At 42.5% G+C, this 19,399-nt stretch carries 17 protein-coding genes; 4 read left to right on the forward strand and 13 right to left on the reverse strand.

Annotated elements, in window-relative coordinates; translation table 11 throughout:
* Positions 1-28: 28 nt before the first annotated feature.
* A complete protein-coding gene (locus ACMVDV_RS07675) occupies positions 29-3,376 on the forward strand; it encodes a PAS domain S-box protein (protein ID WP_416157720.1) in 3,348 nt (1,115 codons plus the stop codon).
* Positions 3,376-4,365, forward strand: a complete 990-nt coding sequence (locus ACMVDV_RS07680; RefSeq protein WP_416157721.1) for a response regulator — start codon at positions 3,376-3,378, stop codon at positions 4,363-4,365. The genes ACMVDV_RS07675 and ACMVDV_RS07680 overlap by 1 nt, the downstream gene beginning before the upstream one ends.
* Positions 4,366-4,423: 58 nt before the next feature.
* Here the strand turns inward: ACMVDV_RS07680 and ACMVDV_RS07685 are convergent, their stop codons facing one another.
* Together ACMVDV_RS07685 and ACMVDV_RS07690 are read right to left on the reverse strand one after the other, a co-directional pair.
* Positions 4,424-4,813 (reverse strand): VOC family protein, encoded by a 390-nt coding sequence (locus tag ACMVDV_RS07685; RefSeq protein WP_416157722.1) that lies wholly within the window; start codon positions 4,811-4,813, stop codon positions 4,424-4,426.
* A complete protein-coding gene (locus ACMVDV_RS07690; protein WP_416157723.1) occupies positions 4,813-5,478 on the reverse strand; it encodes an HD domain-containing protein in 666 nt (221 codons plus the stop codon). Before ACMVDV_RS07690 ends, ACMVDV_RS07685 begins: the two co-directional genes overlap by 1 nt.
* A 138-nt stretch (positions 5,479-5,616) precedes the next feature.
* Between ACMVDV_RS07690 and ACMVDV_RS07695 the strand changes: the two genes are divergently transcribed.
* Positions 5,617-6,807 (forward strand): class I SAM-dependent methyltransferase, encoded by a 1,191-nt coding sequence (locus tag ACMVDV_RS07695; RefSeq protein ID WP_416157724.1) that lies wholly within the window; start codon positions 5,617-5,619, stop codon positions 6,805-6,807.
* Between the two features lie 6 nt (positions 6,808-6,813).
* Here ACMVDV_RS07695 and ACMVDV_RS07700 read toward each other — a convergent pair whose 3' ends face one another.
* From ACMVDV_RS07700 to pspA, 11 genes are all read right to left on the reverse strand, one after another.
* The gene (locus ACMVDV_RS07700) at positions 6,814-7,110 is read right to left on the reverse strand and encodes a PilZ domain-containing protein (protein WP_416157725.1); all 297 of its coding nucleotides are present in this window, start codon (positions 7,108-7,110) and stop codon (positions 6,814-6,816) included.
* 8 nt (positions 7,111-7,118) lie between these two features.
* A complete protein-coding gene (locus tag ACMVDV_RS07705) occupies positions 7,119-7,496 on the reverse strand; it encodes a response regulator (RefSeq protein ID WP_304185872.1) in 378 nt (125 codons plus the stop codon).
* 65 nt (positions 7,497-7,561) lie between these two features.
* Entirely contained in the window at positions 7,562-11,449 is a 3,888-nt protein-coding gene (hrpA, locus tag ACMVDV_RS07710) for an ATP-dependent RNA helicase HrpA (RefSeq protein ID WP_416157726.1), read from the reverse strand.
* Between the two features lie 144 nt (positions 11,450-11,593).
* A complete protein-coding gene (locus ACMVDV_RS07715; protein ID WP_149980747.1) occupies positions 11,594-11,938 on the reverse strand; it encodes a 4a-hydroxytetrahydrobiopterin dehydratase in 345 nt (114 codons plus the stop codon).
* A gap of 9 nt (positions 11,939-11,947) precedes the next feature.
* A complete protein-coding gene (gene phhA / locus ACMVDV_RS07720; protein ID WP_304185869.1) occupies positions 11,948-12,745 on the reverse strand; it encodes a phenylalanine 4-monooxygenase in 798 nt (265 codons plus the stop codon).
* Positions 12,746-12,957: 212 nt separating this feature from the next.
* Positions 12,958-14,139, reverse strand: coding sequence for a methionine gamma-lyase (megL, locus tag ACMVDV_RS07725; protein WP_416157727.1), 1,182 nt, complete (start codon positions 14,137-14,139; stop codon positions 12,958-12,960).
* Positions 14,140-14,266: 127 nt separating this feature from the next.
* On the reverse strand, positions 14,267-15,310 hold the full coding sequence (locus ACMVDV_RS07730) for a TIGR01620 family protein (RefSeq protein WP_416157728.1): 1,044 nt from the start codon (positions 15,308-15,310) through the stop codon (positions 14,267-14,269).
* On the reverse strand, positions 15,307-16,722 hold the full coding sequence (locus ACMVDV_RS07735) for a YcjX family protein (protein ID WP_416157729.1): 1,416 nt from the start codon (positions 16,720-16,722) through the stop codon (positions 15,307-15,309). The genes ACMVDV_RS07730 and ACMVDV_RS07735 overlap by 4 nt, the downstream gene beginning before the upstream one ends.
* 58 nt (positions 16,723-16,780) lie before the next feature.
* Positions 16,781-17,185 (reverse strand): envelope stress response membrane protein PspC, encoded by a 405-nt coding sequence (pspC, locus tag ACMVDV_RS07740; protein WP_304184882.1) that lies wholly within the window; start codon positions 17,183-17,185, stop codon positions 16,781-16,783.
* The gene (pspB, locus tag ACMVDV_RS07745) at positions 17,182-17,415 is read right to left on the reverse strand and encodes an envelope stress response membrane protein PspB (protein ID WP_304184884.1); all 234 of its coding nucleotides are present in this window, start codon (positions 17,413-17,415) and stop codon (positions 17,182-17,184) included. The genes pspC and pspB overlap by 4 nt, the downstream gene beginning before the upstream one ends.
* Positions 17,416-17,486: 71 nt before the next feature.
* A complete protein-coding gene (gene pspA / locus ACMVDV_RS07750) occupies positions 17,487-18,146 on the reverse strand; it encodes a phage shock protein PspA (protein WP_064668107.1) in 660 nt (219 codons plus the stop codon).
* Between the two features lie 187 nt (positions 18,147-18,333).
* Between pspA and pspF the strand changes: the two genes are divergently transcribed.
* A complete protein-coding gene (pspF, locus tag ACMVDV_RS07755; protein WP_416157730.1) occupies positions 18,334-19,392 on the forward strand; it encodes a phage shock protein operon transcriptional activator in 1,059 nt (352 codons plus the stop codon).
* Positions 19,393-19,399 lie beyond the last annotated feature (7 nt).

Raw genomic sequence — 19,399 nt, forward strand, 5'->3', positions numbered from 1 at the left:
GACTGAAATTACAATGTATTGAGCCATTATGCTGTCTGTTTTTTTTATTACTGATCAAGATCCGAGTCTTATTATCAATGGTGTATATGACCCATTTTTAGTAACACTGTCGGTTTTAACGGCTATTTTTGCCGCTTTTTTTGCCGCTTATATGATCGATCTTGCAAAAGAAACACGCTTTAAAAGTTATCAAAAGCTAGCCAACTCCACGGCTTCTTTGGTACTCGCGGGTGGTATTTGGAGTATGCACTTTATTGGCATGCTCGCATTCTCACTGTGTACCAATATTAGCTATGATCCAGCGCTGACTTTGTTATCTTTTATTCCGGCCTTTTTAGCCTGCTTAACTGCGGGGTCACTGTTAGTTAAAAGTAATAGCACTATTGTTAGTTTAGTGATGCCTTCCATATTACTCGGCGCAGGTATTGGCACTATGCATTACAGCGGTATGGCCGCGATGCAATTAAGTCCTTTATTACGCTATGACCCACTCATGTTTGGCCTTTCAATCATAGTCGCTGTGGTACTGGCGTTCGTTTCTTTATATTCGCGTTTTAACATCGGTAAACATTTTCCATCCTTAACCGCAGCAAAAACGCGATTGCTCAGTGCCACTATTTTAGGCTTTGCTGTTGCAGGCATGCATTACATGGGCATGGCCGCTACGCGCTTTGTTGCTACCTCGCCATTAATTGGTGATGACAGTGATAGTTCAGAGCTTACCTTTGTTGCTATTAGCGTGGTGTTTGCAACCATTATTTTAACCGCGATCGTTGCGATTATTAATGGCATGGTGCGTTATCGCATGTTACTTGAAGAAAAGACTGGCAATGAATCTCGCTTAGCAGCTATTTTATCAACCGCCATAGATGGCATTGTAACTATTGATCATCGCGGTCATATTTTAAGCTTTAATAACGCTGCGGAGAATATTTTTGGCTGGCATAGCGATGATGTGAAAGGTAAAAACGTAAAAATGCTGATGGCAGATGACATCGCAGCCGATCATGATGAATACCTTTCGAAGGCAGGTCATATCGATTTAGGTAAAGTTATTGGCATCAATCGTGATGTCCTTGCTAAACACAAAGATGGCCATTTATTTCCGATTCGCTTAGGAATTGGTGAAGCAACCCAGCCAGGTCAAGATTCGATATTTGTTGGCTTTATTACCGATTTGACCGAACAGCGTAAACTTCAAAAGAACCTGATCGAGAAAGAACAACAATATCGCTCGCTGATGGACAATATGCCAGGCGTAGTGTTTCGCTGCCAAGTGAATAAAAACTGGAGTATGATTTTTGTCAGCCCCAGCATTAATGAAGTGACTGGCTACCTACCGTCAGAGTTTATTAATAAACACATAGAATTTGGTAACTTGATTTGCAATGACGATATCGCGCGGATCAACCAATCAATTGAACAAGCCATTGCGAGTAAATCGCAATATTCAATTGAATACAGGCTACGTCACCGTAATGGCAAACTTATATGGGTGCTTGAAAAAGGCAGTTTTGAGTTTGATAAGCAAGGTGAAGCAATTTGGATTGATGGTGTAATTGTTGATATTAGTGAACGCCGTGAATACGAAGATAAGTTAAAACTCGCCAAACTAGCCGCTGAGGAAGCAGCCCAAGCTAAGCAATCATTTATGGCTAATATGAGTCATGAAATTCGCACTCCGATGAATTCGATCATAGGTTTTAGTGACTTATTGATGGATACCCCACTTGATCAGGAGCAACAAAAGCATTTAATCACCGTTAACAGTGCCGCGCGTTCGCTGTTACGGCTGTTAAATGAGATTCTCGATTCAGCAAAGCTGGAAAAGGGTAAGCTGACCATTGAGCCCGTACATTTTAACTTGCAACCAGTACTTGATAGCATTATTTCAACATTCTGGTTAGAAGCAAAAAAGAAAGATCTTGAGTTAACTCTTACAATTAAAGAATCTGTACAAAGCACCTATTACGGCGACCCTGATCGCCTACGCCAAGTTTTAACCAACTTAATTGGTAATGCGGTTAAGTTTACCGCCCAAGGTGCTGTGAATGTCACGGTTAGTACCACACAAAACAATCAGTTATTTTTTGAAGTGCAAGATACTGGCATTGGCATCGCCAAAGACCGCCTTAAAGCGATATTTCAGCCCTTTGAACAAGCTGATGGCACAATGACACGCCGCTTTGGTGGCAGCGGCCTTGGTACTACAATCAGCAAACAATTAGTTGAGCTAATGGGTGGCATGATCAACGTGGTCAGCGAAGAAAATAAAGGCAGCTGCTTTTATTTTTCATTGCCGCTAACGGCTGGTGATGAAACGCTGATCAATTATTTTGATGGGCTGCACACACAGCTACCGCCACTGCGTATTTTAGTGGTTGATGATATTGAACAAAATGTCGAATTATTACAACTATTACTCTCTCGTGATAATCACACAATAAGCACAGCCAGTAACGGCTTTGAAGCCCTAGCCACGTTTGAAAAGCACGATTTTGACGTTATTTTAATGGATATACACATGCCACAATGCGATGGCATTACTGCAACCCAAAAAATACGCGAAATAGAACAACAACGACAATTGAAGAAAACACCGATCATTGCCCTTACCGCCAGTGTCTTACAACAAGATAAGCTCACCGCGAAAAATGCAGGTATGAATGGTTTTGCAAATAAGCCCGTTGATATTAATCAACTCAATCAAGAAATATCGCAAGTGCTAGGCTTCGGGCTTAAAAAAGCAGCGTTAATTGAACAAAGTGATCCCACAGCAAAACACATTGATTTCAAAAAAGGCAGTCAACTTTGGGGCAGTAAATGTAAGCAGTTAACGCAAATAAAACGCTTTCTTGATGAACAACACACACTCTACGACGCGCTCTTTAGTGGCGGGCTGAATGCATGGAGTGATCCGCAACGTAACCTGCATACGTTAAAAGGGCTAACAGGTAATTTAGGTTTGCCCACCATGATGAAATTATTCTCTGCGCTAGAAAAAGCACCATCAGCGCAACAACAAGCTAAACTTATAGCGCAACTTCAGGTCGAGCTGAGCGCGGTAAGCGTATTACTACGCGAAAAAACGTTAGCCTGTAAGCCGGCGACAGTTGAAGATAACTCACAGCAAACGCAGGCTATTTCAATAAGTGAATTTAAAACACTGTGCGAGCAGTTACTGCAACATGCTGAAAATGCGGAATTGAATGATGAACTATTAGCAAACGTTAAAACGCATGCTCCGCTCAATTACCAAGACGATATTGACAATATCATTGAATTTTTTGACCAGTTTGACTTTGACGCTGCGCAAACTAACTTAGAGTCTTTAATTTCGCTACTTAGCCAAACTGCAAAGATGGAGGCCAACTGATGGATTTTAACACCGAACGTGCGCGTGTTTTAGTTGTTGATGATGAGCCCGCTAACCTGAAAGTGATGCGCGAAGTATTAGGGGATCAATATCGCCTGTCTTTTGCAAAGTCGGGGGATGCCGCGCTTGCACTCGTTGCAAAAGAGCTACCCAAACTCATTCTACTCGATATTATGATGCCGAACATGAGTGGCTTTGAAGTATGCCAGCGGTTAAAAGAAAACCTGCAAACACAGCATATTCCGATCATTTTTGTCACCGCGCTTGCCGATGAAAGTGATGAATTTAAAGGCTTTGAAATTGGCGCGGTAGATTACATTACCAAGCCTATTAGCCCAGCAATCGTGCGCGCCCGGGTTAAAACTCACTTATCCTTAGTACAAGCAGAACAATTAAAGCAAGCCCACGTTGACTTGGTTCATCGCTTAGGCTGCGCCGCAGAATACAAAGATACCGATACCGGTGAACATATTGCTCGCATGAGTAAATACAGTAAAATTTTAGCGCTTGCCTATGGTATGGATGAACAGCACGCCGAGTTACTCAGACAAGCAGCGCCGATGCACGACATAGGTAAGATTGGCATACCTGATGCGATATTACTCAAACCGGGGAAATTAACCCCCGATGAGTTTGAGCATATGAAAGAGCATGCGCAAATAGGCGCAAAAATATTAGCCAATTCACCATCGCCATTATTACAACTGGCACATGTACTGGCCATGGAACATCATGAAAAATGGGATGGTTCCGGTTACCCCAACGCGCTGAAAGGCGAACAAATTTCGCTTGAAGGACGAATTGTCGCGATTGCGGATGTATTTGATGCGCTCACATCTAAACGCCCTTATAAGCAAGCTTGGAGCATTGAAGAAGCGCTCTCGCATATGCAACAGCAAGCAGGCAAACACTTTGATCCACAACTCGTTGCGTTATTTGAGGGCCAGCTAGATGCAATTTTAGAAGTGTATTCTCTCTATCAAAATTAGCCGTATCGAGCTGTTATACCAATCGTGTTAAGTTACTGACCATTTAAGTCGATTAGTATTATATATTCGCAGCTATGTAAGCATGGTCATGGGAGGTAATTTCATGGCTGTTGCCACTTAAATCTTGAAAATAAACCGAATATGTAACTTGATGATCGGCAAGCACGGTTTTAATATTTAACCCATGCAAATGCTTGCACCAAGCAATAAACTGCTCACCCGATGCAGCAAAGGCAATACCTTTACTTTTGCCTTCGGCCTCAAACAGCGCTAAACGGATCGTCGCGTGTGCATCTTCTAAAGTTAAAGGCCCTTTCCCTTCATCCCAAAAAGCCAGCTCTGGCACAATATTAAAGCCTAATACCGTTTTGTACCAGCTCACAGCTTGCCTAAGGTCCGCCACATTTAAGTGGCAATGATCGACACCAGATAAAGCAGGTATTGCCATTAGCCAAGCTCAGATTTAAGTTGTCTAATAAACACCTGCATATACTCGGTACGGCGCGCCGCTTCTGCTTTTGCTGACGGTGTATTCATACTTTTTGCAATGTGTAATAACTTGATGAAAAAATGATCCAGTGTATATAAAGTATCATCGGCCTCTCTATGCTGGCAAAATGGATCATCCGGATGATATAAATTGCGCCCGATTGAACCCCCTACTTTCATACAACGGCTGACACCAATTGCCCCTAGTGCATCCATGCGGTCGGCATCTTGAACGATTTGTGCTTCCACGCTTTCAATTGCAATGTTAGCACTAAAACTGTGTGCAGCAATGGCATGATGAATGGCTTTAAAAAACTGTGGATCATAGCCAATCAAGGTTAAGAAGGTGATCGCTTTATCAGCAGCCATCGTCGATGCTCTGGCGCGATCGGGGTGGTTTTTAGCCACAGCAACACAATCGTGTAACCAGGCCGCAGGCAAAACAATGTTCATATCAGCCTGTTCAGCAACACATAACTGCTTTGCGACTCTCACCACGCGTTCAATATGCGTTATATCGTGGGCGACATCAGCACTTACTAACGACATAATGAAGGCACGACAATGATTCTCTAGCTGTTGTAGCGGCTCAGATAATGCTAAAACGGGCAAACGTTGTTCCATAAATCCTGTAATTTCAAATTAATGCATTGAATTACCATTACTTTACCGCGGTTATAGGGGGTAGTGCAAAACATTCATTGTATGTTCGAGCCCGCTTCACTAAAATACGCTCTTAATTTATCCGTATTGAGAAGCCTAATGTCATCTGTTGTATACCTAGAAGCTGGTCGTGAAAAATCACTAAAAAGAAAACACCCATGGTTGTTTTCAAAAGCCATCAAAAAAATAAAAGGTAAACCGAGTTTAGGTGACACAGTGACCATTCACGATAACAATGGTAAATTTTTAGCCACAGCGGCTTACAGCCCGCATTCACAAATTCGCGCGCGGGTGTGGAGCTTTGATGAAACAGAAGTCATCGACCACGCTTTTTTTGAGCGTCGTTTACGTCGCGCACTTGCTGCACGCGAGCAAGTGATTGCTGAGGGTGGCTTAACAGGGTTTCGCTTATGTGCCGCCGAATCGGACTTTTTACCTGGCATTACCATTGATAAATTTGACAACTTTTTAGTGTGTCAGTTATTAAGTGCCGGTGCAGAGCGCCATAAAGGTGAAATAGTTGCCGCTTTAATTGCTATTTTCCCTGGCTGCAATGTGTATGAGCGCTCTGATGTCGATGTACGTACCAAAGAAGGCTTAGAGCCAACCATGGGTGTGCTATGGGGTAACAAACCTGAACAGCCCGTGTTAATCGAAGAGAACGGTTTTAAAATTGAAGTCGATATTCTGGAGGGACATAAAACCGGTTTTTACCTTGATCAACGGGATAGTCGAGCGGCGTTAGAACGCTTTGTAAAAGACAAAAAAGTGCTTAACTGCTTTAGCTACACAGGGACATTTTCTTTATATGCACTGCGCGGTGGCTGTGAACATGTGACCAACGTTGATGTATCACAACCCGCGCTTGATACCGCTAAGCGCAATGTTGAACACAATGGGTTAGATTTGAATCGTGTTGATTTTGTTAAACAAGATGTTTTTAAACTATTGCGTCAATATCGTGAAGACGGTGTGCTGTTTGATACTATTGTGATGGATCCACCAAAATTTGCCGATAACAAAGCACAGCTAACTGGCGCATGCCGTGGCTATAAAGATATCAACATGATTGCCATGCAAATTCTAAAACCTGGTGGCACGTTATTAACGTTCTCATGTTCGGGTTTAATGGATCAAAACTTATTTCAAAAAGTGGTTGCCGATGCGGCCCTTGATGCAGGCAAAGATTTATTGATCATGGAACGCTTAAATCAAGCTGCTGATCACCCAATCGCAGGTAGCTACCCAGAAGGTTTTTACTTAAAAGGCCTGATCTGTAAAGTGTACTAGTCTGCGCTAGTTAAACTGCATTATTTCTAGCCCTGCGGTCACCGTGCCGTCACTTTCTTTGCTGGCACGAACCACCCTCGCGGTTGCATCCAGTGGTGCAATCGCTGGGCTGGTAGAATCAATGTTTACTTTTACAATGGTGCCCAGCTCAAGTAATTCATCCAAATGCACTGATAACCCCGTTGCACTTAAATCAACGCATACTACATCAAATTGTTGATTAGCAATTGGCTCAAGAGTCGTTAGTTTGGCACGTGCATTTAATTGCATGCGTCTAAAGTTACGTTTATCTTCATTGAGCATTTGACCTCCTACACCACAGTATTGATTTTTTCTAACAACCCCACGACTGAAAAAGGTTTAACCACATAAGCATCACAACCCGCATCAAATCCAGCTTGTTGTTCTTGCGCTGACTCTAAACCTGATACCATCACAATTGGAATATTGCGTGTTTCAGGGGTATTTTTCAGCATTCTACAGGTATCGTAGCCATCCAGACCGGGCATACATACATCGAGTAAAATAGCATCCGGTGGATTGGCAATGGCCGACGATAAACAACGCTTACCTGATTCAGCATAACTGAGCTCAAAGTCAGCTGATAAAGCGACTTTAAGCATCTCAAAATTAAAGTACTCGTCGTCTACAACCAGTAAACGCGGCAGTGTGTTAGCGGATGAGCACATGGTTAATACAGTTCCTTCTCATCTTACAAATATTTCCTTCGGCTAAGCGTGCTGTTAACGCACGCTCAATCAATGTCTTGCAAAGCATTTAGCACACGTTTTGCTGAAATCGGATACGGCGTGCCTAACGTTTGTGCAAACTGCGATACTCTAAGCTCTTGTTGCATCCAAAAAATATCCTGTAATTGTTGTGGTACAGGCATTCCTGGTGGCACTTTTTTCAACAGTTTTTGATACTCTTGCGCGACTTTATCTAATTCAAGTACACATAATCTGTCACGATTTGGGTCAACAGGCAACTTTTCTAGGCGTTTTTCTATCGCTTTTAAGTAACGAATTAGATCACTAAGTTTGTCAGCCCCATGGCTTGAAACAAAACCTTTAAAAATTAACGATTCAAGTTGGCTTTTAATATCGCCATGTGCAGTGATCATAGTTAAATCAACGCGCCCTTTCATCTTTTTATGCAGTGCATGGGCAATGCTGAGTACTTGTTCAACTTGGGTGGCAATCGCCACAACAGCATCACCTAGCTCGCCACGTACTTGCTCTTTAACCTGTTCAAATGCTTGTTCAGTGCGTACATCACCAAGCGAAACCAATAAGCTATCGACCCCAGCGGCGATACAGTCATCAATTAAATCAGCAACTTTACCAAACGGATTAAAATATAGCCCTAATTTTGCTTTATTGGGTAAGTTTTGTTGTAAATACTTTATCGGCGACGGTACATTTAGCAGCACTAAACGGCGCAACCCTTGTTGGTGTGCAGCTTGGGCTTTAACTTCGTTATCAAATAATTCGACTGCCGCAGATGACTTTTTATCCACCAGCGCAGGGTACGCTTTGATTTCATACTGGCCTTGTTTTTTAACATAGGATACTGGTAATTTACCAAAATCCCATTGCAGCAGATCGCTTTTTTCAATGCCTTTATCCGCAACCTTAGACAAGGTTTGCGTAACTTTGCCTTGTAATTGTGCTTTGAGTTTCGCTAAATCCATGCCTCGCGCAAGTACCTTGTCTTTATCATCACGTACTTCAAACTGTAAGCGTAAATGAGTTGCCAGCGTGGTGAGGTCCCATGCATCAGGCTCAACTTTTACTCCCGTCATGCGTAATAATCGCGTACTTAGCACCTCAATGAAGTTACCTTGCATTGGTTCAATAGCAGCCAGTACGGCATCCGCATAGTTTGGCGCTGGCACAAAATTGCGACGTAACGATTTAGGTAACGACTTAATTAAACCGGTGATCAACTCATGGCGAAATGCCGGTATATGCCAGTCAAAGCCAGCCTCTTCCACTTGGTTTAATAACGCCACCGGAATTTGCACTGCCACCCCATCGACCGCTTGGCCAGGATCAAAATGATAGCTCAGTGGCAACATTAAATTACCTTGTTGCCATACATCAGGGTAATCAAATTCAGTAACGCTATTAGCACCGTGTTGCATTAAATCATCACGGGTCATATGCAGATAATGTTTATCTTGCTGCTTTTGCGTTTTATACCATTTATTAAATGCCGCGCGGCTGTTTATTTGAGCAGGAATTTTCTTATCGTAAAACTCATATAAGGTTTGCTCATCAACCAAAATATCACGACGGCGGCTTTTATTTTCTAGGGTTTGAATATCTTCAATTAATTCACGATTAAATTGTAGGAACCCTTCCTTTTGACCTAAATCTTGCTCAACTAAAGCGCTGCGAATAAACAACTGACGACTCACTTTTGGGTCGATATTGCTATACACACAGCGGCGTTTAGAGACAATAATCAGTCCGTACAGCACTTGCTGCTCAAACGCGATTACCGCGCCGGGCTTTTGCTCCCAATGCGGCTCAGTGTAACTGCGCTTGACTAAATGCTGCGCAAATGGTTCAACCCAGTCGATATTAATTTTCGCATTAATACGTGCATACAACTTACTGGTTTCAACCAGCTCTGCCGACATCAACCATTTCGGGCTTTTTTTGAATAATCCGGAGCCTGGGAAAATATGAAACTGACTATTACGAGCGCCTTTGTATACTTGCTTTTCATCTTTAAAACCAATGTGACTGAGCATACCACTCAGTAGCGCTTGATGGATTTTATCGCCATCGGCAACGTTGCTGGTGGCTTTCATGCCCATTTCATTGCACACAGTACTGAGCTGGTAAACGATATCTTGCCACTCTCGAATACGCATATAAGCGAGCATATCCTTTTGGCACAGTTTTCTAAATTGGCTGTTACTTAGCTCACTTTGCTGCTCTTCGAGGTAATTCCACAAATTTAAAAAGGCGATGAAGTCTGAATCGGGGTCGTCAAAACGGCCATGCTTTTCGTTTGCAGCAGCGCGTTTTTCTTGCGGACGCTCGCGAGGATCTTGAATCGACAATGCCGCGACAATAATAATCACTTCACGCAGCGCACCCAGTTTTTGTGCCGTCAGTACCATTTTTGCTAAACGCGGGTCCACCGGTAAGCGGCTCAGTTCAATACCCGATTTAGTCAGCTGTATATTGCTATTGTGACGACTTGGTTTTACCGCTTCAAGTTCCTCTAGTAACGTTAAGCCATCGTTGATATTACGGCTATCTGGGGCTTGCACAAACGGGAACTCGGCCATATCGCCCAACCCTAAGCCGAGCATTTTTAAAATAACTGAGGCTAAGTTAGTACGTAGGATTTCTGGATCAGTAAACTCTGGGCGCGAATTAAAATCATCTTCAGCGTATAAGCGAATACAAATACCCGCTTCAACACGGCCACAACGTCCTTTACGCTGATTAGCACTGGCCTGCGAAATAGCTTCGATCGGTAAGCGCTGCACTTTAGTACGATAGCTATAACGACTAATGCGCGCGGTACCCGGATCTATTACATAACGAATACCCGGCACGGTGAGTGAGGTTTCGGCAACGTTGGTCGATAAAATAATATGGCGGCGACTATGGGGGGCAAAAATTCGATTTTGCTCCGCATTTGATAATCGTGAATAAAGCGGTAATACATCGGCCCCTTTTAAATTACGTTTGCTAAGCGCATCCGCAGTATCACGAATTTCCCGCTCGCCATTTAAGAAGATTAAAATATCGCCTGGGCCTTCTTGGCACAGCTCATCAACGGCATCGAATATACCTTGTAGTTGATCGCCCTCTGCTTCCATGTCATTTTTATCGATTTCAACAAGCGGCCTATAGCGCACATCAACGGGGAATGTTCGTCCTGACACTTCAATAATTGGCGCATCATTAAAGTGCTTTGAGAATCGCTCTGGATCAATAGTCGCCGAGGTAATAATCACTTTTAAATCGGGGCGTTTTGGTAATAGATTTTTTAAATAACCTAAAATAAAGTCGATATTTAAACTACGTTCATGAGCTTCATCAATAATGATGGTGTCGTACTGGTTTAAAAACCGGTCTTGTTGAATTTCAGCCAGTAAAATACCGTCAGTCATCAACTTGATATAACTGTTATTAGAGACTTGATCGCTAAAACGAATCTTAAAACCTACTTGCTGGCCAAGTTCACACTGCATTTCATGGGCAATCCGATCCGCGACACTGCGCGCAGCGAGTCGCCTTGGTTGAGTATGACCGATATAGCCATCAACGCCGCGGCCAAGTTCTAAACACATTTTAGGAATTTGCGTGGTTTTACCTGAGCCGGTTTCACCGGCGATGATCACCACTTGGTTATTGGCAATGGCCTGTTTAATGTCGTCTTTTTTCTGGCTGACTGGGAGCTGCTCTGGGTAAGTTACTTTAGGTAACTGAGCTAAACGCACCTCACGCAATTGTTGGCTACGTGCAATGTCGGCAGTGATTTTTTCAACCACGGCTGCTTGTTTTGTTTCATCGGTTATTTTTTTTATGCCGTGAAGGCGTTTTTTAAAGATGAATTGATCTTTTCTTAAACACGTTTTTAGTTCACCAAACAATTGACCTAGGTTAACCACCCGCAACTACCTTATAAATTTTGAGTAAAGACGGGTAATTATACCCAAGCTACCTCAAGATGCGAGCCTCGTTGGCATTAAAAAAGGCGCCTAATCAAGGCGCCTTTTATGTTCTATGGGCAGAACAGTGTTTTATATGGTTATTTACAGAGCAGCAAAGACTTCATCTGTTTTGGCAGCGCAAATAAAATCATTTTTATGCAGGCCTTTAATTGAATGGCTCCACCAGGTTACCGTTACTTTGCCCCACTCTGTTAATAAGCCTGGATGATGGCCTTCATCTTCAGCCATATCACCTACTTTATTAGTAAAAGCAATGGCTTGTTTAAAATTTTTGAATTTATAAACACGCTCTAATTGCATAATACCGTCGCGTACTTCAGGCACCCAATCTGGGATCATTTTGATTAATTCAGCTAACTCGGTATCTGATACTTGTGGAGCGTCGACGTGACAGGCTTCACATTTTTGTGCGCTTAATGATGACATCTTAAATCCTTAACTTGCTAACTTTTCTTTAGGAGGAAACTTTGGGTCATGTAACCCTAATTCTTTTGCTTGCGCAACTAGCGCCATAATATCCAACTGTGAAATATCAAATAAATCATGGATAGAGTTAATGGTGTAGTACAAAGGCTGCATAATATCAATTCGATACGGCGTACGTAATACATCCAGTACGTTCATCGGGTTGATCTCTGGTTTATCTGAATACACGTATTGTGTTTCACCTGGGCTGGATAAAATACCGCCGCCATAAATGCGCAATCCTTCATCTGTTTGCATTAGGCCAAACTCAACCGTAAACCAGTACATACGGGCTAAATAAACCCGATCTTTTTTCTCTGCCGCATACCCTAACTGGCCATATTTATGCGTAAACTCGGCAAAATCAGGGTTAGTAAGCATGGCGCAGTGACCAAATATTTCATGGAAGATATCCGGCTCTTGTAAATAATCAAACTCCTCTCGGCTACGAATAAAGGTTGCAACTGGAAACTGTTTATTCGCTAATAAACGAAAGAATTCATCAAAGTCGATTAACGCCGGCACAGGCGCAACTTGCCAGCCAGTAGTCGCCAATAATACCTCGTTAAGTTCACTTAACTGCGGAATACGATCATGAGGTAGGTTTATTTTTTTAAGACCTTCCATATACTCATTACACGCTTTGCCTGCAATACATTTTAATTGCCGTGCAACTAATTCTGACCATATTTTATTTTCTGCTTCGCTCCAATGGATCACACCATTTTCATCTGGTGTCCTGGAGGTGTATTTACTTGCTTTAGCCATAATAACCTTCTTGGTGTTAAACCGGTATCGGTGTCAACCTGTTAAGGGGATACTAAGCAAATGTAAGACAAAGTTTAATAGCTGAGCCAATATCAACAATTGGCATTGACTCAACTTTTGTATAGATTTAATTACAGTTGAAGATCGAAAAGTTTACACTCTATATTTTAAAGGCCTTACAGCTACCAGCAATGTAAACTTTAACTTACAAACTAGCCGATACACGTAAAAGCATGGTTAAGATCGTTAATTATGTCGTTAACATTCTCAAGCCCAACAGATAATCGGATCAAGCCATCGCTAATACCTGCTGCGGCTCTTTCTTCGGGTGAATACGGAGAATGGGTCATCGATGCCGGATGCTGAATAAGTGTTTCAGCATCACCTAAACTCACTGCAAGCGTGCACAGCTGGGTATTATTAATGAACTGTTCACCATCGTTTAGATTGCCTTTTAACTCAAAAGCAATCACGCCACCTGCAGCTTTCATTTGCTTACCGATAAACTTAAACCCAGGGTGAGATGCAAGCCCCGGGTAATAAACGGTATTCACTTGGGGATGCTGCTCTAAAAATTCAGCGATAATTTGCGCACTTTCACAATGGCGCTGCATTCTGATAGCTAAGGTTTTTAAACCGCGATTAATAAGCCATGCATCGTGTGGACTGATTGTTGCGCCAATATCTTTAAGCACGGTCATTTTAATTAATGTAATGTGCTCTTGACTGCCACACACTAAACCAGCCACTACATCACCATGGCCATTTAAATATTTAGTGGCGCTGTGAACAATTAAGTCAATACCGTAATCAATTGGCTTTTGCAGTAACGGGGTAAGAAAGGTGTTATCTATTACGCTGAGCAAATTATGCTGTTTTGCCACTTGGCCTATTAGCGCTAAATCAATCACCGCCATGGTTGGGTTGACTGGCGTTTCGGCAAAAATCATTTTTGAATTTGGCTTTATTGCATCGCGTAATTGCTGCTCGTCGGTCATGTCTACAAATGTCACTTCAATCCCCCAACGCGGCAACATATGTGCGAAGAACGCAAACGTACAGCCATATAAAGCGCTTGAAGCGACTAAGTGATCGCCTTGTGAGAGAAAGCTCAATACCGATGCTGAAACCGCGCCCATTCCTGTGGCGGTTGCTGCAGCGGCTTCACAGCTTTCCAGTTGTGCAACTTTTTGTTCAAGCTCTGTGGTTGTTGGATTACCTAAACGGGTATAAATATAGCCAGGCTCTTCACCGGCAAAACGCGCAGCCCCTTGCGCGGCACTGCTAAAATGAAACGTTGATGTTTGATATAAGGGTGCGGTTAGCGCGCCATGTGGATCGTTGGCTTTTTCTGGTCCATGGATACATTGACTGTCGATGTGGAGTGTGTTCATTGTCTGATCTTTTTGATTATTATTAATATCATAATCAAAGCGTATCAGCTTCTAGATCACAAGCATGCCGGATGCTCAGATGGCTATCTCCTGTACAGTGACCCAAAGTCACTGTACAGATATCTTGTCAGTTTGTGTTTGCTGAACTCTCTGTTGTCGCTTTTTTACGAGATACAATTTTACTCGCAATCAACTGCGCGGTGCCTTTAAGTAAACTACGTTTATGCTCAAGTCGCGGTAATGGACGACTTAATTCCATCGCTTTATAACCAATACGTGCAGTAAATATCCCTGCACTCAAGCCCTGTGCAGCTCGCCCTGATAATTTACCTAATAATTCCGCACTGAGTGCTGTTGCCGCTAAATCAGATACTAACTCTGCACTGCCAACAAACATCACTTGTTTGATCAACATTTTATAAAGCTTGATCCGGCTAGCATAACCAAATCCGATACCGTAAATCTTACCGATTTGCTCAATCAGTTTAGTGCCCCGCCACAGCACTGCCATCATATCCACCAGTGCCAAAGGACTAAGCGCGACTAATAAACCAGACTCCGTAGCAAAACGGTTGATCAGCTTTTTAGCTTGAGTATCTTGTTTCACTAACAAGCTATCGGCGTACAAGGTCATGATCTCTTTATCGCTATGATGGCTATCAATGCTTGCTTTAAATTCATCAAAGCCGGTTAATTGCTGATGTTTATTAAGCTTTTCAAGCCAAGGCAATGCGCCACCCACTTGTTCGCTATTAAGCAGACGATCCGCTTCATGACGATGTAATTGATTGCGCTTTAAACTGCGCAGCATTCTATATTCACGCCATAACAGTTTGCCTAATAACAACACACCACTGAGCACTGCAATTAAGTACACACTGCCTAAGATGATGGACTGCTCAAATGTGAACACCATGGAAAATATAAATTCAGCTAACACTAAAACAATAAAGCTAATAGCAAACACGGCTTTGAGCGTTTGCCATTTTGACTTTTTATAAACCGGCGTTAAATCAATCTCCTCGTCCAGTTGCTCGTCATTTAGTTGTTGCTCTTCATAGTCACCTTGCTCAATCACTTTTGCTGGGATCAAGGTAAGCTCACTTTCTAAAGGCTGTTCACTGGTATCAATACGTCTACCAGCTTGAAAACCTGATACGGTCTCGCTCATGTTAGTTTGTCTCCTAAAAGGTACTGCATGACATGATCCAAACGAATGTGTTTTAACTGCTTATCTGGGCTTGGCATTGGCGCAAACGATAAAAACTCAAAACCACGGGTTGGCCATTCGTCCTTAGTCAGTATGCGCATGGGTGGCTGTGGCGGTAAGTAAGTCAGCCATTGTGATTCTAATAACGGCTTACCATAAATACAATTAAGTGTTTTGCCTTGTTCAACCACTTGCTTTGGCGTAGTTGCGGTAATAGATGACATCGCCATAGTTGCTATTTTAACGCCATCAAATTTTAAGTGATTACTTTGCTCATGCACTAACGAATCTAACAACAACGCTAAATCTTTATGGTGCGCGCTACTAATATGATCTGACTTATTCGCAGCGAACAATAGTTTATCTATATTGGGTTTAAACAAGCGTTTCAAAAAGCCGGTTTCGCCATAGTTAAAATGCGCGAGTAATTGTTTGATCACATCCCCTTGCTCTTGCAACGTCTCAGGTCCTTCATTGAGCGCACTGAGCACATCAACCAGCACTATTTGCCGATCAAAGTTGCGAAAGTGTTGCGTATAAAATGGCTTAACCACTTCTTTCACATAAGCATTAAAACGTTTTTGCAAGTGCGCTAAGTTAGACCCTGCAACCACCTCATCATTAGGCTGGGCGACGGGGAAAAACAATAATAACGGTGCGCCTTGTAACTCACCTGGCATCAACATCCGCCCAGGTTGCAACATGGCAAGCTTAGTGTCTTTTTTAAGGCCGATTAACAACGTTTGATAATGCGCGGCAATCTCGCTTAACGCGTTTTCATCGACTGGTGCATTTAAATCAAGCTCGCCCAGTGCGGTTAAAAATGCCTGTGCCTTTTCAACTCGAGGAGCGCGCTGTAACAGTGCATATTGCTGCTCACTCCATTGTTGATAGCTTTGCTCTAGCATAGGTAAATCAAGCAGCCATTCACCAGGGTAATCAATAATGTCTAAATACAAGGTTGATTGCGGTGCAAAGTGGCCACGTAAGCCAGCGTCACTGCGGTATTTAATCGCCAGGCGTAATGTGTTTATACGTTCAGTTGAGGCAGGCCATTGTGGCTGACCTTCAAGCGGTAATAACGCACTCAACGCTTTTGGGTAATCAAAGGTAGGGATCGTTAACGCTTGCTGCGGTACAATTTTTGTAGCGATATGACGTTGTTGCTGCATAACATCAAAAAACGGTAAGTTTTTGTCTGTCGCTTGGCTGGTCAAATGCTTCACTAAGGCGGTAATAAAAGCGGTTTTACCACTGCCACTGAGGCCAGTAACCGCTAATTTTACGTGTTGATCTAAGCTACGGTGTACGGCTTTTTCAGCCTTTCCTTTAAGCTTATTAAAGGCGTTTTTTGCAGATGAAGTGTTTATCATAATGAGCTAGCACTTCAGCGCCATTAGTAGTTAGGTGGCTAAAGTGCTATTAAGTCCTTTACAGCTTATTGATTTCACGGCTAACCGTAAACTCGGTTGAAGTAACATAACGTTCCATTTCTTGTAAACGCGTATCAACACGTCCTAAACGGTCTTTTAAATCTTGTAAAGCGCGACGTGGTGGTTCACCTTTTTGCCATACTTTAAATTTTACTTCAAGGGGATCTTCATGTTGTGATGACTGTGTTTGCGCTTGGGCACTGGTTGGTTGCTTTTTATCTAAAATAAACCACGCTGCAATATAAGCCACAACAAATAATGGGCCTCCGGCCAATAACACTGCCGTTACTACGATAATACGTACTAACCACAATTCCATATTAAAATAATCACTGAGTCCTGCACATACGCCAGCTATTTTGCCACGTACTGGGTCTCTTAACAGTTCACGTTTAGTACTCATACCTTACGTCTCCACTGTGGGGCCTCTTGATCAAGTAGTGCTTCTAAGGTCTCTACTCGGTCGGCCATTTTATCTGCTTTTTGTGCAAGCTCAAGTAATTGGCGGTGTTCATGCTCGCTCAAACCTTGATTTACTTGCTTCTTACTTCGGTAATGTAAAATTAACCAAAGGGGTGCTACCACAACCATAAAAATGATAATTGGCGCAACAAACACTTCTGCATCAAACATAACCCTCTCCTACACAATCCGTTTATTTAAGCAAAGGGGGAGAATGCTCCCCCTTTTATTAATTATTATCTTTATTTGTCAGCCAGCTTCTTTTTCAGCGCTGCTAGTTCGTCATCAATCTTTTCATTTTGCTGTAGATCAGCAATTTCATCAGCTAATGACTTTTTGCCTAAGTCGTACGATTCTACTTGTGATTCTAGTCCATCAATCTTAGTTTCGTAACGTTCAAAGCGATTTAGTGCATCTTCAACTTTAGAGCTGTCGAGTGCTTTTTTCACTTCTAAGCGTGACTCAGCAGAGCGTTGACGTAGAATAATTGCTTTTTGGCGAGCTTTCGCATCGGCAAGTTTGTCCTGTAAGGTGCTCACTTCCTGCTGTAACTTGTCAATGTGCGACTCTACATGATTAAGCTCTTCCTCAACGGCGGTTACCGCTTGCGCTGACTTTTGCTTTTCAAGCAATGCGGCACGGGCTAAATCATCACGATCTTTGCTCAGCGCCAGCTCAGCTTTGTCTTGCCATTGCGCAACTTGCTCTTTAAGTGTATCGACGCGACGTACTAATTCTTTTTTCTCTGCTAATGTTTTTGCAGAGGTTGAACGTACTTCAACTAATGTGTCTTCCATCTCTTGGATGATCAGACGTACCATTTTTTCAGGATCTTCTGCTTTATCTAAAATGGCATTGATATTAGAATTAACAATATCTGCAAAACGCGAAAAAATTCCCATAACATTTACCTCTGTAGTGTTTAACTTAATTGGTCTGCTGTTACTATTACAATATGCTTGCCAACTTTATAAAACATAAAATACAGCAATAATTTCATAATGTTAAACTAAAAATACAAATTCCTTTAGTTCTCCTTAATTATGAAATACACTAACAGTTAGTAAAAATGACTAAGAGTTAGGGAATATGAGCCAATTTCGCCAACAAGATAATTTACTCGGCCAATCAGACAGCTTTTTAGCTGTACTTGATCAGGTTTCACAACTGGCAAGTTTAGATAAACCCGTACTGATTATTGGTGAACGCGGTACAGGTAAAGAGCTAATCGCCGCGCGATTACACTTCTTATCAAAGCGCTGGGAGCAAAACTACATTAAGCTCAACTGTGCGGCACTGAACGAAAACCTACTCGAAAGTGAATTATTTGGCCATGAAAGCGGCGCATTTACCGGTGCAAGTAAACGCCACGAAGGGCGCTTTGAACGCGCCAATGCCGGTACGCTATTTTTAGACGAATTAGCAAATACCTCTGCCATGGTGCAAGAGAAACTGCTGCGAGTAATTGAATACGGTGAATTTGAACGGGTGGGTGGTAAACAAACCGTCAAGGTCGATACTCGCCTAGTCTGCGCAACCAATGAAGATCTCCCTTATTTAGCCGAGCAAGGCGAGTTTAGAAGCGATTTGCTCGACAGGCTCGCTTTTGATGTTATTACCTTACCGCCACTGCGCGAACGTCAGGAAGACATCATGCTGCTGGCCGAGCAATTTGCGATGAATATGGCCCGTGATTTAGACTGGCAATTGTTTAGCGGCTTTACCCGCAGTGCCGTAGAAATACTGCAAGGGCATGATTGGCCTGGTAATATTCGTGAACTTAAAAATGTGGTGGAGCGAAGCTTGTATCGCCATGGTAGTGAACATATTCCCGTTCACCAGATTATTTTAGACCCATTTGAAAGCCGCTTTAGGCCAAAGCAACGGATTAAAAAACTTCCCACTAAGGCCGTAGAAGCCGTGCCTGTTGCAGTAGCACCCAGTGAACCTATTATTGCAACAAATAGCCCACAATTTCAGTTTCCATGTAGCTTAAAAGACCTGTCAAATGAGTTTGAAATTGATTTAATAAAAAAAGCACTGGAATATAGTCAATTTAATCAAAAGAAAACTGCAGAAATACTTGGTTTGACGTATCATCAACTACGAGGCTATTTGAAAAAATACAACTTGTTAGATCAACAATAATAGTCAG

This window comes from Pseudoalteromonas sp. ASV78, assembly GCF_047806705.1.
GTDB classification, from domain to species: Bacteria; Pseudomonadota; Gammaproteobacteria; order Enterobacterales; family Alteromonadaceae; genus Pseudoalteromonas; species Pseudoalteromonas prydzensis_A.